Here is a 15,537-nt window from a genome sequence, read left to right as displayed (position 1 = left end):
GATGACGCGATCCACCGTTCGTGGACGCTTCAGGCCCGCTCCGGGGCCCCCACCGCATCCCGCACCTCCGCCGACTCCAGCCGCGCGGCCGTCCGCTCGGCGGTTCCCCGGGCCCACCGCCCGCTCGTCACCGCACCCAGCGCCAGCACCGCGAAACCGCACGCCGCGATGATCCACCAGCCCGGCCGGGCGGCCGAGACGAACATCTCGCGGTACGGGGACGCGCCCACACCCGCGGCGAGCACCGCGCCCACCACAGCCACCCCCAGCGTCTGGCCGAGCTGGCGGCTCGTGGAGGCGACGGCCGCGGCGACGCCCGCCTGGGCGCGCGGCATGCCGGAGACCGCCGTGTTGGTGATCGGCGCGTTGACGAAACCGAAGCCGATGCCGAAGAGGACGTACCCGGCGAAGAGGGTGGTGTTCGAGGTCTCGGCCTCGAACGCGGCGAAGAGGATGCCGCTGACCGTCATCGCGCAGCCCGCGATCAGCAGCGGCACACGCGGGCCCCGGCTGCCGACCAGGCGGCCGGAGAGCGGGGCGCACAGGAACGTCGGGGCCGCCATCGGCAGCATCCACAGGCCCGCCTCCAGGGCGGTCAGGCCGCGTACGTTCTGGAGGTACAGCGTGGACAGGAACAGGAAGCCGCCGAGTGCCGCGAACGCGCTGATGGCGATGACCGTGGCCCCGCTGAACGGTGCGGAGCGGAAGAAGCGCAGGTCGATCAGGGGTTCCGCGCGGCGCGGCTCGTACCACAGCAGGCCGGCGAGCGCGGCCAGGGCGACGACGGCCAGCGGGGCCACCGACGCCGGCGGCGTGCTCGGCGCCTCGATGATCGCGTACGTCAGGGAGCCGAACAGGGCGATCACCAGGAGCTGGCCGACCGGGTCGGGGCGGCGGGCCTTGCCGGCGCGGGACTCGGGGACGAAGCGCAGGGTGAGGAGCAGTGCCGCCAGGCCCACCGGCAGGTTGATCCAGAAGATCGAGCGCCAGCCGACCGACTCCACCAGGAGGCCCCCGACCAGCGGGCCGGCGGCCATCGATATGCCGACGACCGCGCCCCACGCGCCGATCGCCCGGGCCCGCTCGCGTGGGTCGGTGAAGGTGTTGGTGATGATCGACATGGCGACCGGGTTCAGCATCGAGCCGCCCACCGCCTGCACCATCCGGAAGGCGACCAGCGCCTGAAGGTTCGGCGCGAGGGAGCACAGCACCGAGCCGAGGGTGAAGACGACCAGGCCCGCCATGAAGACGCGCTTGCGGCCGATCCGGTCGGCGGTGGAGCCCGCGAGCATCAGCAGCGAGGCCAGGACGAGGGTGTAGGCGTCGATCGTCCACTGGAGGCCGGACGTGCTCGCGTGCAGGTCGCGCTGCATGGAGGGGAGGGCCACGTTCAGGACCGTGTTGTCGAGGCTCACGATCAGCAGGCTCATACAGCAGATCGCGAGCACCAGCATCCGGCGGCGGTGACTGAGCTCGGGCATGCGGACCATCGTACGCCCATTTCAATAGTGTGCCTAACTAACGATTTTTGCCATCTCATTGCACGGCACAATGGAGGAATGTCCACGCCCCTCCAGATCGGTCCGCACGCCGTCCGGCCCCCCGTCGTCCTGGCCCCCATGGCCGGGATCACCAACGCGCCCTTCCGCACCCTGTGCAGGGAATTCAGTGGTGGCAAGGGCCTGTTCGTGAGCGAGATGATCACCACGCGGGCGCTGGTCGAGCGCAACGAGAAGACGATGCAGCTCATTCACTTCGACGCGAGTGAGCGGCCCCGGTCCATCCAGCTCTACGGCGTGGACCCGGCGACCGTCGGCAAGGCCGTCCGCATGATCGCGGAGGAGGACCTCGCCGACCACATCGACCTCAACTTCGGCTGCCCGGTGCCCAAGGTGACCCGGAAGGGCGGCGGATCCGCGCTCCCGTACAAGCGGAACCTGCTGCGGGCCATCCTGCGCGAGGCGGTCAGCGGCGCCGGCGACCTGCCCGTGACGATGAAGATGCGCAAGGGCATCGACGACGACCACATCACCTACCTCGACGCCGGCCGGATCGCCGTCGAGGAGGGCGTCACCGCCATCGCGCTGCACGGCCGCACCGCCGCCCAGCACTACGGCGGCACCGCCGACTGGGACGCCATCGCCCGGCTGAAGGAGCACGTACCGGAGATCCCCGTGCTCGGCAACGGCGACATCTGGTCGGCCGAGGACGCCCTGCGGATGGTGCGCGAGACCGGCTGCGACGGGGTGGTGGTCGGGCGCGGGTGCCTGGGGCGGCCCTGGCTGTTCTCCGACCTCGTGGCCGCTTTCGAGGGGCGCTCCGAGGACATCGCACGGCCCGCCCTCCGGGAAGTCGCCGACGTCATGGTCCGGCACGCCACCCTGCTCGGCGAGTGGATCGGCGACGAGTCCCGGGGCGTGATCGACTTCCGCAAGCACGTCGCCTGGTACCTGAAGGGCTTCGCGGTCGGCTCCGAGATGCGCAAGCGGCTCGCGATCACCTCGTCGCTCGAAGAGCTGCGGGCCGGTCTCGACGAGCTGGACCTCGACCAGCCCTGGCCCGCCGGTGCCGACGGGCCCCGGGGCCGTACGTCCGGCAACAACCGCGTGGTGCTGCCGGACGGCTGGCTGAAGGACCCGTACGACTGCGCGGGCGTCGGCGAGGAAGCCGAGCTGGACACCTCCGGCGGCTGATCAGCCTCCCGAGGCGTGTGGTGTGGAGCCGTACGCCTTGAGGAAGCGGTCGCGGAACGCGCTCATCTTCCAGACGGGGGCGTCGCGGTCGGGCTGGAGGCCTTCCGTCCAGTTCCAGTCGGCGACCTTGTCGAGGACCTCCGGGTCCTTCGCGACGATCGACACCGGTACATCCCGGCTCGCGCGGTTGCCGCTGACCCGGGCCATGGGCTGGTGGTCGCCGAGGAAGACCAGGACGGTGTCGTCGGTGCCGTAGCGCTCCAGCCACTGGGTGAGGCTGGTGACCGAGTACTGGATGGACTTGCCGTACTCCTGCCGGGACCTGGTCGTGTCGGTGATGACGTCCGACGCCTTCTTGCCGGCCTTCTGGACGGCGTCGAAGACCGAGCCGTCGCCGAGTTCGTCCCAGCCGACCATCTTCGGAAGGGGCGCCCAGGGCTGGTGGCTGGAGGTCAGGATGACGAACGACATCAGCGGCTTGTCGCGCTTCTTACCGTGCACCCGGCGCTGGAACGCCTCCAGCGCGTACTGGTCGGGCATCGTCGACCAGCTGAACTTCGGGCCCCGGTAGCCCAGGTCGAAGGCGTCGTAGAGCTTGTCGAGGCCGTACCACTTCTCCTCCGGCCAGCCCTTCTGCACGCCCGGCATGACGCCCACCGTGTCCCACGCGCCGGTCTTCCGGAACGCCTTGGTGAGGGTGAGGTGGTCGCCCGCGGTGACCGTACGGTAGCGGCGCTGGTTGTCGATCCACAGGCCGGACATGGTCGTGGAGTGGCCGAGCCAGCTGCTGCCGCCGTAGGTCGCCGAGGTCAGCCAGCCGCTGCGGGCGTGGAAGCCGGACTTCGCCAGCGACTCGGTGCTCCTGTCGAGGGTCCGGCCGACGCCGGGCGCCATGATCGGGTCCTCGATCGCGCTGCGGCCGTAGCTCTCGATGAACGTGAAGATCACGTCCTTGCCTCGCAGGTCCGGCAGGAGCTGGCCGGGCGGGGTGTTGCCGAAGGTGTCCGCCTTCGCCTCCCGCGCGAACGCCGCCTCGTCCCGCAGCGACTGCACGGTCCGCTGCGCGTGCACCCGGAGGGCCCCGGCCCCGCGCTCGGAGGCGATCGGACCCCCGAAGAGCGTCAGGCCCAGAGCGGCGCAGGTGACCCAGACGGTGCCGGCGAGCAGGGCGCCCTTGGTCGCCCGGACGCGGTGGCGGGACAGCACGCCGGCGAGCCGGATCGTCGCCGCGACCATGACGGCCGCCACGAGCAGGACGAGTACGACCGCGCCGACGGCAGCGGCGGTCGCGACGCCCCCGCCCAGCGTGTCCTCGACGTACGCCTGCGCGTCGGGCAGCAGGTCCCAGTCGAGCGCGGCGTTGAAGCCCCGGCCCAGGTACTCGTTGAACCCCATGTCGAGCAGGTTCACCGTGGTCAGCGCGGTGAGCCCGAGCCCGTACAGCACCGCCGCCACCAGCCGGGGCCGGCGCGGCAGCACCAGCATGACGACGGCCCCGATGACCGCCTCGGCCGGGATCCGCGCGAAGCGGTCCGGCTCGACGGCCGGGAGGGTGTTGGGCAGGAGCAGGGCCCCGAGGACCAGGACGGCGGCGAGGACGGTGGTGGTCAGGCGGAGGGCGCGGGCGGCCCGGGTGTGACGGGTGCGCCAGGCGCGGAGGCGGGCGAGGCGGGATCGGGGAGCGGGAGCGTCCGCCTCCGCCGGGACGGGCTCGGACTCCTCCCTCGCGTCACGCTCCGTCTCGGCCTCGGCCCCTGGGGTGCCCGGCTGCGGCGGCCGGCTGAAGCGTGTGAAGACAGGCACCCGGAGGTCCTTCCCGTGCGGAACGCGGCGAGGTGGCGGACCCGCGTGGGGGTACGGGTCCGCCGCAGTTCCGTACGGGGCGTCCGGCAGGTGTGTTCAGCGCGCCGGGCCAGCGCTCGGCAAACTCCGGGCAAACGCCAGGGGGTGTCCGCAGAGTTCCGCCTGCCCTGCGACGCCCGGCACGCTCCCCCACTGCCTTAAGGGCGTGGGAGGTGCCCCCGCTCGCCGCACCGGGCGAACACCCGCGTACAACCAGTACGCGGGCGTCCGCCCGGCACTCCCCCAGCCTTCGGCCGGGGGTACCCCCAGAGACGCACCGGACGCCGCGGGGCCCGCCCTCCGGGCGGACGACGGGACTCTGCGGACACCCCCTGGGCCAACCGGCCCTCAGATGCCGCCGACCGCCGTGAGCAGGGCCAACGGAGCCGACGCCGACCGCGATTCACGCACGCACGCGTGCGGGTACGGCACCGGCTCGGGATGCGTGTCGCGGCCGTAGCCGGCGAGGACCTCCGGCAGCCGGTGGCCGGTCGCGCTCGCCGCGTCGACCAGGCCGCGGGCGATCGCGCGGGCCTCGTCGTGCAGCCCGTAGCGGGACAGGCCGAGCGCGATCAGCGCGTTGTCGTGCGGCCAGACCGAGCCGCGGTGGTAGGAGAGCGGGTGGTAGGCCGGCTGACCGGCGGCCAGGGTGCGGACGCCCCAGCCGGAGAAGAAGTCCGGCTCCAGCAGGCGCCGGCCGACCTGTTCGCCGTACTCCTTGTCCAGCAGGCCCGACCACAGCAGATGCCCGGCGTCGGAGGCGAGCGCGTCGACCTGCCGGCCCCGGCCGTCGAGCGCGAGTGCCGGGAAGGAGCGCTCCGGCATCCAGAAATCCCGCTGGAAACGGTCGCGCAGATCGCCGGCCGCCTGCTCCAGCAGGTCCGCGTACGTGCCGTCCTGCCACACCGTGCGCGCCAGCCACGCCGTGCGGCGCAGCGCGTCGTACGCGTAGCCCTGGGCGCCCGCGGCCGTCACCGGGCCGTTGGGCCGGGAGCCCTCGGCGGAGCAGATGGCGCCGGGGGAGTCCTTCCAGTTCTGGTTGGCGAGGCCGCCCTGGTCGGCGCGGTAGACGAGATAGCCGCGCGAGGTCAGGCCGCCGTGGTCGAGCATCCAGCCGACCGCCGCGCGGGCGTGCCGCTCCAGACGGCGGGCCAGGCCGGTGTCGCCGGTCTGCTCGGTGTACGCCCCGAGCAGGACGAGGAACAGGGGCGTGGCGTCGACCGAGCCGTAGTAGCGGGCGTAGGGAACCTGGCCGAAGTGCGCCAGCTCGCCGTGCCGCACCTCGTGCACGATCTTGCCGGGCTGGGCGACCTCGCTGACACCGGTGTCCGTGGCCTGGGTCGCGGCCAGCGCGGGCAGCGTGGCGGCGGCCAGCCGCGGCCGGTAGGGCAGTGCGAACAGTGAGGTCAGCAGGGCGTCCCGGCCCAGCAGGGTCAGGAACCAGGGGGCGCCGGCGGCCGGCACGCGCAGTTCCTCGCCGTCCGGGCCGGTCGCCGGGACCTGGAGCGCGGCCAGGTCGGCGAGGCCCCGGGCGCAGGCCGCGGACAGCTCCGGCCAGCCGGCCGGGAACGCCACGCCCTCCATGAACCGGCCCTCCCGCGCGAGGAGCCGCTCCTGGAGGGCGGCGGGGGAGCGGGGCACGCGCAGGGCGCGCTTGTCGCCGTGCGGGCGGGCCATGACGCGCAGGACCAGCTCGGCCGTGCCGTGCGGTTCGAGGTCCAGGGTCCACACCAGGCGGCGGGCGCCGGTGCCGGTCTCCTCCACGGCGTCCGGCTGGGGCTCGGTCGTCACGGTCGTGACGGACCGCCACTCGCCGCGCCGGTAGGTGAACTCCACACCGTGCCCGAGGACCTGCCGGGAGCGGACGGCGCCGGCCTTCGTGTAGGTGCGGTGGTCGGAGCGCAGTTCGAACTGGTCGGTGAAGTCGGCGTCGGCGGTGACCGCGAGGCGGACCGTCGTCGGCGCCGGACGGTTGCTGGTGACCCGCAGCGACTCGACGAACGAGGCGTCCCCGACGGCCTGTTCGCGGAAGAGCGTGTACGCGGGCGGCTCGTTGCGGCCGCCGCGGGGCACGAGGACGCAGCGCGCGGTGTCCCCGTCGGCCACCGGCGTCAGCGTGTCGGGCACGGCCCCGTCGACGGTGAGCTGCCACCGGCTCAGGTGCCTCGCGTCCTGTACGAACATTCCGTCCGGGGCGCTGCCGCCCCGGTAGCCGCTGATGTCGCCGCGGTCGCCGACGGCGGCGAACGTCCCGCCGTGCACGAGCAGATGATGCCGGTCCGTCATCCCCGAACCTCTCCCTTGATCGCCGTGACGCCGTTCCTGTCCCCTGCGGGCCGGTCGTGCAGCAGGTCGAGCGTGAGGGCGGCGGTCCAGCCGAAGCCGGTGGCGCCGCAGGCCTGTCCGGTGTGCGGGTCCACGTACTCCGCGAAGTCGGAGGCGCTCGCGGTGTGCAGGATCCCCCTGCGCAGGGCGTCGGCCCGGCCGCGCTCGCCGTGCAGCCGCAGCCCGCGCTCCAGCAGCCAGTTGGTGTTGAACCAGGCCGGGCCGCGCCAGTAGCGGTGCGGGTCGAAGGCGTCGCCGAGCAGGTCGTAGCTGGGCACCAGCCGGGTCGTGCCGCCGAGCCCGAAGTGCGGGCCGCAGACGGTGCGCACCAGGGTGGCCGCGAGGTCGCGGGGCAGGTTCGGCAGCAGCAGGGGGACCAGCCCGGAGACACCGCGCTCGGGGATCAGCTCCCCGGCGCGCACGTCCCGGCACAGGAACATCCCCGCCGACGGCTCCCACAGCCGCTCCACCAGGGCGGCGGTGAGCCGCTCGGCGCGGTGCTGCCGGGCCGGGGCCGCCGCGCCCAGCTCGCGGGCGATCCGGGCCAGGGCGTACTCGGAGGCGATGAGCAGGGCGTTGAACGCCGGGTCCTCCACGGCGAACTCGCCCGCCCGTTTCCCACCACCACCCTCAACCGAGGCCCTGCGGGCCGCCCCTCCGACTCCACCGTCGGCGTACCCCCGGTCCCGGTAGTCGGCGGCCAGCCGCACGTACCGCCCGTAATCCAGATCCGTCGGCCGGTCCTCGGGGGAGCCGTGGTGGAGGTCGGCGCGGCGGAAGGAGCGGGCCGGGGCCGGAGTGACCCGGGAGAGCGGACGGTCCCAGCAGGGGCTGTTGTCCATACCCTGTTCCCAGGGGTGCACCACGGACACCAGTCCGCCTCCGCCCAGGTCCCGCCGGTGCAGCAGGTACCGGTGCCAGGCCGCGAGCCGGGGATACGCCCGGGCGAGGAAGCCGCGCGCCCGGGACAGACCGGGGTCGGCGAGGTGCACCAGCCACGCGGCCAGCGCGTGGACCGGTGGCTGCACGATCCCGGAGGTCTGTACGGTGCGCGGGGCGCCCGCGGCGCGCCCCGCGGCCGAGGAGCGCCAGAAGTCGGGGCTCGGGAAGTACGCGTCGAGCGGGACGGAGGGGTTGAAGACGATGTGCGGGATCCGCCCGTCCGCCCACTGGGCCGCCAGCAGCGTCTCCAGCTCCGTCTGTGCCCGTAACGGCGACACGTGCCTCAGGCCGATCGCGATGAACGCCGAGTCCCACGACCACTGGTGCGGATACAGACCGCGCGAGGGCACCGTGGACGTGCCCGTCCAGCCGGCCTCCAGCACGGCGGCGGCCCTGACGTGCAGGGGTGGCGCGGGGATGGACGGATCGTATGCAACGGTTCGTCCCGTGGGACGAGGGGCGCGTTGTGCGGTGCTGTCCACTCGGGGCTCTCCGGAAAGACGTCCGGCCGGCAGGTTCGGCTGCGGCTACGGTGAGGTTACGTCTATTTAACACGCAAAACCCACTATGTAAGGCAAGGTTGAGAAACACAAGGGGGTGTGCATGACCGGACGGCCCGTCAGAACGGGACGAGGTGCCGGCCAGGCGAGCGCCGGCGAACTGCTCGAACTGGTGCGCAGTCGCCGCGCCGTGACCCGGGGTGCGCTCCAGCAGGCGACCGGTTTGTCCCGGGCCACCGTCGGGCAGCGGCTCGACCGGCTCTTCCGCGCGGGCTGGCTGCGTGAGGGCGCCGGGGGACCGGTGGACTCCCCGCTGGGCGGGCGCCCCTCCATCACCCTGGAGTTCGACGACGAGCACGCGGTGGTCCTGGCCGCCGACCTCGACACCCGGCACGCGCGGGCGGCGGTGCTGTCGCTGAGCGGCGAGATCCTCGCCGAGCACTCCGGCACCCTCGTCGTCGACGACGGGCCGGACGTCGTGCTGGGCGAACTCGGCCGCTGGTTGGGCGAGTTGCTGGAGAAGGCCGGACGCGGGGCCGAGTCGGTGTGCGGCGTCGGGCTCGCCGTGCCCGGCCCGGTGGACACCGAGACCGGCCGCGTCGTCCAGCCGCCGATCATGCCCGGCTGGGACGGCTACGACATAAGGAGCCGGCTGGCCCGGGCGCTCGCCGAGCACACGGGCGCCGCCGAGGTGCCGGTGCTGGTGGACAACGACGCCAACCTCATGGCCTACGGCGAACAGCGCACGGGCTATCCCGACTGCTCCGCCTTCGTGCTGGTCAAGGTCTCCACCGGCATCGGTGCCGGGGTCGTGGTGGACGGCGCGGTGTTCCGGGGCATCGACGGGGGCGCCGGGGACATCGGGCACATCCGGGTGCCGGAGGGCGCCCAGACGCTGTGCCGGTGCGGTTCGTACGGATGCCTGGCCGCCGTCGCGAGCGGCGGCGCGGTGGCGCGGCGGCTGGCGGAGGCCGGGGTGCCGGCGGCCTCCGGCTCGGACGTGCGGGACCTGCTGGCGTCCGGGCATCCCGAGGCGGTCGGTCTCGCCCGGGAGGCCGGGCGCCGGGTCGGGGACGTGCTGGCGACCGTGGTGACGCTCCTCAACCCCGGGGTCCTGATGATCGCCGGGGATCTGGCCGGAACCCCCTTCCTCACGGGCGTGCGCGAACTGCTCTACCAGCGGGCGCTGCCCCGCTCCACCGCCCACCTGGAGGTCGTGACGTCACGGCTCGGCGAGCGGTCCGGGCTGGTCGGGGCCGGGGCGATGGTCGTGGAGCACCTCTACGCCCCCGAGCGGGTCGAGGAGCGGCTGCGCGCGCTCGGGGTGTGACAGGGACATTTCGGCCCCGAGACGCGTCCGCATGGTGAAATTCCGTCGGCTGTGGCAGCGTGATTCTCGCCACCCTTGATAAGGGTTGCGCTCAGATGAGCGGATCTTGAGCGACTGCACTTCTCCAAAGGGTGGCACTGAGTGCCACCGTTTGATCGTTCATCGAGCGAAATCAAGCGTGCTGAACCTCGCTCATCTGAGCGTTCGGCGGGGTCCAGGGAGGTTCATGCGTTCAAGAAGTGAAAACATACGGCTGTGATCACTTGCCGAGCCTTGACTTTCGATCCGCTGGCGGCCGAGTGGTTACAGGCGTATGACGCGCGAGTGGACGTACCCAGAAGCCTTTGATCTGGGTATGTTCCTCGCCGTCAGGGCAGCCACCGCGTCCTCGAGGAGTCGAGACCCGTGTCGGAAAACAAAGATCCCCACGTAGCTGAGCACGGTAAGAGTGTTGAGGGCGTGAAGTTCGTTTACGACTTCACCGAGGGCAACAAGGACCTCAAGGACCTCCTCGGTGGCAAGGGCGCGAACCTCGCCGAGATGACGAACCTGGGCCTTCCGGTCCCGCCCGGCTTCACCATCACCACTGAGGCGTGCAAGGTCTACCTGGAAAGCGGCGAGGAGCCGGCGGCACTGCGTGACGAGGTGAGTGCGCACCTCGACGCGCTGGAGCAGCGCATGGGCAAGAAGCTCGGCCAGGCCGACGACCCGCTGCTGGTGTCGGTGCGTTCGGGCGCCAAGTTCTCCATGCCCGGCATGATGGACACCGTCCTCAACATCGGCCTCTCCGACAAGTCGGTGCAGGGCCTGGCCAAGCAGGCCGGCGACGAGCGCTTCGCCTGGGACTCCTACCGCCGCCTCATCCAGATGTTCGGCAAGACCGTCCTCGGCGTCGACGGCGAGCTCTTCGAGGACGCGCTGGAGAAGGCCAAGGAGACCAAGAAGGTCACGGTCGACACCGAGCTGGAGGCCGCGGACCTCAAGAAGCTCGTCACCAAGTTCAAGAAGATCGTCAAGACCGAGGCCGACCGGGACTTCCCGCAGGACCCGCGCGAGCAGATGGACCTCGCCATCCACGCGGTCTTCGACTCCTGGAACACCGACCGCGCCAAGCTCTACCGCCGCCAGGAGCGCATCCCGGGCGACCTGGGCACCGCGGTCAACGTCTGCTCGATGGTCTTCGGCAACCTCGGCCCCGACTCCGGCACCGGCGTCGCCTTCACCCGCGACCCCGCCTCCGGCCACCAGGGCGTCTACGGCGACTACCTCCAGAACGCCCAGGGCGAGGACGTGGTCGCGGGCATCCGCAACACCGTGCCGCTCGCGGAGCTGGAGCGGATCGACAAGAAGTCGTACGACCAGCTCATGCAGATCATGGAGACGCTGGAGAACCACTACAAGGACCTCTGCGACATCGAGTTCACCATCGAACGCGGTGTGCTGTGGATGCTCCAGACCCGGGTCGGCAAGCGCACCGCGGGCGCGGCGTTCCGCATCGCGACCCAGCTGGTGGACCAGGGCCTGATCGACGAGGCCGAGGCGCTCACCCGCGTCAACGGCGCCCAGCTCGCGCAGCTGATGTTCCCGCGCTTCGACGAGGACTCGAAGGTCGAGACGGTCGGCCGGGGCATCGCGGCCTCGCCGGGCGCCGCGGTCGGCAAGGCGGTCTTCGACTCCTACACCGCCGTCAAGTGGTCGCGTTCGGGTGAGAAGGTCATCCTGATCCGCCGGGAGACCAACCCCGACGACCTGGACGGCATGATCGCCGCCGAGGGCATCCTGACCTCGCGCGGCGGCAAGACCTCCCACGCGGCCGTGGTCGCGCGCGGCATGGGCAAGACCTGTGTCTGCGGCGCGGAGGAGCTGGAGGTCGACACCAAGCGGCGCCGGATGACCGTGCCGGGCGGGCACGTCGTCGAGGAGGGCGACGTCGTCTCCATCGACGGCTCGACGGGCAAGGTGTACCTCGGTGAGGTGCCGGTCGTGCCGTCCCCGGTCGTGGAGTACTTCGAGGGCCGGATGCACGCCGGTGCCGAGGACGCCGACGAGCTGGTCGAGGCCGTCCACCGCATCATGGCGTTCGCCGACCGCAAGCGCCGGCTGCGCGTGCGGGCCAACGCCGACAACGCCGAGGACGCGCTGCGGGCCCGCCGCTTCGGCGCTCAGGGCATCGGCCTGTGCCGCACCGAGCACATGTTCCTCGGCGACCGGCGCGAGCTGGTGGAGCGGCTGATCCTGGCCGACACCCAGGCCGAGCGCGAGGAGTCCCTCAAGGAACTGCTGCCGCTCCAGAAGCAGGACTTCGTCCAGCTCTTCGAGTCGATGGACGGCCTGCCGGTCACCGTCCGGCTGCTGGACCCGCCGCTGCACGAGTTCCTGCCCGACATCACCGAACTGTCGGTGCGCGTCGCCCTCGCCGAGTCCCGCCAGGAGCCGCACGAGAACGAACTGCGCCTCCTCCAGGCCGTGCACCGGCTGCACGAGCAGAACCCGATGCTGGGTCTGCGCGGGGTGCGCCTCGGCCTGGTCATCCCCGGCCTGTTCACCATGCAGGTCCGGGCGATCGCCGAAGCCGCCGCCGAGCGCAAGGCCGCCAAGGGCGACCCGCGTGCCGAGATCATGATCCCGCTCGTCGGCACGGTGCAGGAGCTGGAGATCGTGCGCGAGGAGGCCGACCAGGTCATCGCCGAGGTCGAGGCGGCCTCGGGCACGCAGCTCAAGCTGTCCATCGGCACGATGATCGAGCTGCCGCGCGCCGCCCTGACCGCCGGCCAGATCGCCGAGGCCGCCGAGTTCTTCTCCTTCGGCACGAACGACCTCACCCAGACGGTGTGGGGCTTCTCCCGGGACGACGTGGAGGCCAGCTTCTTCACCGCGTACCTGGAGAAGGGCATCTTCGGCGTCTCCCCGTTCGAGACGATCGACAAGGACGGCGTCGGCTCCCTGGTGAAGCTCGCCGCCCAGGCCGGCCGCGAGACCCGCCCGGACCTCAAGCTCGGCGTCTGCGGTGAGCACGGCGGTGACCCGGAGTCGGTCCACTTCTTCCACGAGGTGGGACTCGACTACGTCTCCTGCTCCCCCTTCCGCATCCCGGTGGCCCGGCTGGAAGCGGGCCGGGCGGCGGTCCAGTCGCAGGGCAGCGACCACCGGTAGACCGCGGCCCGCGCGGGACCACCTCACGTGGCCCGCGCGGGGCCGCTCAGGACCCGGAGCCGTCGGCGGTCCCCGACCCTCACCGATCGCGGCGGCTCCGGAGCACGGAGGAGAGCGGGGGCGCACCTTGTGCGGAGGTGCGCCCCCGCTCTCTTGTGTTCCGTTCGGGTGCGGGCGGCCGGGTACGGGAGGCGGACCTGCGCTCCGTGTCCTGCGAGGTCCGACGGGCCCGTGGGGCTGTCACCGGGGCAGGCCTTCCCGCAGGCAGACGACGGTCCCGGTCAGGGCGGCCGTGTGCAGGGCGGTGAGGGCCGGCAGCGGGGTCGCCAGCGGGGTGGACTCCAGGTCGGCGAGGGCGAACAGGCCGTCCTGGTCGTGCTCGCCGCTGCGCCTGACGTTCTGTCCGGGGGCGAGGCGGCCGCCGTGGAAGTAGAAGTCGATCACGGGGCCCGTGCCCTTCACATCGGCCCGGTGGTCGTAGCCGACGAACCGGGGCTCCCGGTCCAGGACGATGCCGGTCTCCTCGTGCAGCTCCCGGCACGCGGCGCCGAGGGGGTCCTCCCCCTGGTCGAGCATGCCGCCCGGCAGCCCCCAGAGCCCGGCACCGGGCTCGCCCTCGGCGTAGCGCAGCAGCAGCATCCGGTCCTCGGCGTCGAGGAGCAGGACGCACGAGGCGACGATGGTCTGCGGCAGCGTCTTGACCCACTCGTCACGCGGCAGCACGCGCGGTACGTCGGTGGCGGGCACGGTCGTGTCCACGGTGAAGTTCCTTCCGTCGTCCGGGCAGCCCGGTACGAGCTGCCCAAACGGTGGAACGGCCCAACGCGCCGATGGTCACCGGCGTACACGTGTCACGTGTCGCAGGCGACCCCGTCGTCGTCACGGTCCAGATGGGAGGCGTAGCCGGGCTCACCACGGTGGATGGGGGCGGCACCGGCGGCCCGGACGGCGTCGCAGTTGGCGTAGTAGACGTCCGCCGAGCCCCCTGAGCCGCCCGAACCGCTGTCGTCGGAGCCGCCGCCCGCGGCCGGTCGTGCGGTGACCGTGGTGGTGGCTCGGACGGTCTTGGTGGCGGTGACCGTGGGCGCGGGTTCCGGCTTCTTCGCGAGCGGTGTCGCGGTGGCGGTGGCGGTGGTGGTCGCGGTGACCGTGACGGTCGGCTGCGGCTTCGCGGCCGCGGGCTTCGCGTCGGCCGTCGTGTCGCCGGAGGCGCCGATGCCGACGCCGATGAACCAGGCCAGGCCGAGGGCGGGCAGCAGGTAGCGCTTGCGGGCCCAGCGGGGCGCCGGGCGTGCGGGCTGCGGCGTGGGCGGCATGGGCGGCCCGGGATACGGGTCGGTGTTCGGGCCGGTGTACGGATTGGTCATGGTCGTCCCCCCAGTGGTGACACGTGAGGGGACGACCGTAGATCCGGGTGGCTCTGGATGGCGGAGGAGTGACTATTTTGTGATGGTCATGTGAAGCCCGGCGGGGCGGCTATGCGCGGAACGGGCCCCTCACCTCGTAGGTGATGCCGCCCGAGGAGCTGCCGCTGGTGCCGCGCTGGCTGGAGAAGTACAGGCGGGTGCCGTCCGGGGAGAAGGCCGGGCCCGTGATCTCCGAGCCGGACTGGCCGTCGACGCGGAGGAACGGGGCGACCACGTCGGCGGGGGTGATGACGCAGATCTCCATGGTGCCGCCGTCCTCGGCGACGAAGAGGTCGCCGGAGGCGGAGCCGGTGACGTTGTCGACGCCGGTGAGCGGGGCCGTGCCGCCGGTGACCAGGGAGTCGTCGTAGGCGAGTTCGATGGTCTGGGCGGCGGCGTTGTACTGCCAGACGCGGTTGTCGCCCTTCGTGGTGAACCAGCAGGTGTCGTCCGCGTAGTAGCAGCCCTCGCCGCCGTTGAAGCGCTTGGCGCCGGAGACCTGGCCGCGGGTGGCGGTCGCGCCGGAGGGGTCGGGGACCCGGGCCCAGGTGACCGGGCCGCTGGTGCCGCTGCCCGCCACCAGGACCTCCAGCGTGCCGGAGGACAGGTCGCCCCAGGTCGTCGGGCGGAAGCGGTAGAAGCAGCCGTCCGTCACGTCCTCCGTCAGGTAGATGACCTGGCGGACCGGGTCGGCCGCCGCCGCCTCGTGCTTGAAGCGGCCCATGGCGTCGCGGCGCACCGCCGCCTTCGTGCCCCAGGGGTCGGTCTCGTAGACGTAGCCCCGGTCCACCTCCTCGCAGGACAGCCAGGTGTTCCACGGCGTCTTGCCGCCGGCGCAGTTCTGGCGGGTACTGGACAGGATGCGGTACGCGCCGGTGATCGCGCCGGTCGAGGAGAACCTGACCGCGCTCGCGCCGCCCGAGGGATTGATTTCGGAGTTGGAGACGTAGATCCACCCCGTGCCGTCGGCGTAACAGGCGCCGCCGTCCGGGGCGTTGTGCCAGGTGTACGACGTGGTCCCGACCCGCTGGCCCGACCGGGCGATGACCCGGCTGGTGAAGCCGCTGGGGAGTCTGATGCCGTTGGCGTCCGGGGAGCCCAGCGGCCCGTAGGGGCCGGTGCCGGGCTGGGCCGGGGCCGCGTACGCGGCGCCGCGCCACAGGGTTCCGCCCAGGGCGGCCGAAGTGCCGCCGAGGACGGCCGCACGCAGGAGGCTACGACGTTCCACTCTCACTCCAAGAGGTGCCGTACCGCCCTGCCGCCGGTCGACGGCAGGGTCGTGCGTGGGGGGAGGCGGGAGGGACGCTAAACGGGCAGGGTTGACGGGGCATGGACAACTCGTGGCC

At 72.3% G+C, this 15,537-nt stretch carries 10 protein-coding genes; 3 read left to right on the top strand and 7 right to left on the bottom strand.

The window, feature by feature from the left end; translation table 11 throughout:
- Positions 1-29: 29 nt before the first annotated feature.
- Positions 30-1,481 carry a DHA2 family efflux MFS transporter permease subunit gene (locus ABFX81_RS13280; protein WP_086848582.1) on the bottom strand — a complete coding sequence of 484 codons (1,452 nt, stop codon included), beginning with the start codon at positions 1,479-1,481 and terminating at the stop codon, positions 30-32.
- A 78-nt stretch (positions 1,482-1,559) separates the two neighbouring features.
- Between ABFX81_RS13280 and dusB the strand changes: the two genes are divergently transcribed.
- Positions 1,560-2,693: a tRNA dihydrouridine synthase DusB gene (dusB, locus tag ABFX81_RS13275; protein ID WP_086848563.1), complete on the top strand. Its 1,134-nt coding sequence runs from the start codon at positions 1,560-1,562 to the stop codon at positions 2,691-2,693.
- Here dusB and ABFX81_RS13270 read toward each other — a convergent pair whose 3' ends face one another.
- The 3 genes from ABFX81_RS13270 to ABFX81_RS13260 form a co-directional block, all read right to left on the bottom strand.
- Positions 2,694-4,496 carry a sulfatase-like hydrolase/transferase gene (locus ABFX81_RS13270; RefSeq protein WP_086848565.1) on the bottom strand — a complete coding sequence of 601 codons (1,803 nt, stop codon included), beginning with the start codon at positions 4,494-4,496 and terminating at the stop codon, positions 2,694-2,696.
- A 387-nt stretch (positions 4,497-4,883) separates the two neighbouring features.
- Complete coding sequence (locus ABFX81_RS13265; RefSeq protein WP_086848567.1) at positions 4,884-6,821, bottom strand: glycogen debranching N-terminal domain-containing protein; 1,938 nt, start codon at positions 6,819-6,821, stop codon at positions 4,884-4,886.
- Entirely contained in the window at positions 6,818-8,284 is a 1,467-nt protein-coding gene (locus ABFX81_RS13260) for an MGH1-like glycoside hydrolase domain-containing protein (RefSeq protein ID WP_086848570.1), read from the bottom strand. The genes ABFX81_RS13265 and ABFX81_RS13260 overlap by 4 nt, the downstream gene beginning before the upstream one ends.
- Before the next feature lie 121 nt (positions 8,285-8,405).
- Between ABFX81_RS13260 and ABFX81_RS13255 the strand changes: the two genes are divergently transcribed.
- Complete coding sequence (locus ABFX81_RS13255; RefSeq protein WP_346138093.1) at positions 8,406-9,632, top strand: ROK family transcriptional regulator; 1,227 nt, start codon at positions 8,406-8,408, stop codon at positions 9,630-9,632.
- 405 nt (positions 9,633-10,037) lie between these two features.
- Entirely contained in the window at positions 10,038-12,785 is a 2,748-nt protein-coding gene (ppdK, locus tag ABFX81_RS13250; RefSeq protein ID WP_428837167.1) for a pyruvate, phosphate dikinase, read from the top strand.
- Between the two features lie 240 nt (positions 12,786-13,025).
- Here ppdK and ABFX81_RS13245 read toward each other — a convergent pair whose 3' ends face one another.
- The 3 genes from ABFX81_RS13245 to ABFX81_RS13235 all read right to left on the bottom strand — a co-directional run bounded on the left by ABFX81_RS13245 (position 13,026) and on the right by ABFX81_RS13235 (position 15,419).
- A complete protein-coding gene (locus ABFX81_RS13245; RefSeq protein ID WP_346138092.1) occupies positions 13,026-13,544 on the bottom strand; it encodes an NUDIX hydrolase in 519 nt (172 codons plus the stop codon).
- 92 nt (positions 13,545-13,636) lie between these two features.
- Positions 13,637-14,152: an excalibur calcium-binding domain-containing protein gene (locus ABFX81_RS13240; RefSeq protein ID WP_086850020.1), complete on the bottom strand. Its 516-nt coding sequence runs from the start codon at positions 14,150-14,152 to the stop codon at positions 13,637-13,639.
- Between the two features lie 109 nt (positions 14,153-14,261).
- Positions 14,262-15,419 (bottom strand): alkaline phosphatase PhoX, encoded by a 1,158-nt coding sequence (locus ABFX81_RS13235; RefSeq protein ID WP_086850023.1) that lies wholly within the window; start codon positions 15,417-15,419, stop codon positions 14,262-14,264.
- Between the last annotated feature and the right edge of the window lie 118 nt (positions 15,420-15,537).

The organism is Streptomyces coeruleofuscus, from assembly GCF_039532725.1.
Classification (GTDB): domain Bacteria; phylum Actinomycetota; class Actinomycetes; order Streptomycetales; family Streptomycetaceae; genus Streptomyces; species Streptomyces coeruleofuscus.
This window is presented reverse-complemented; position numbering and strand designations above follow the sequence as displayed.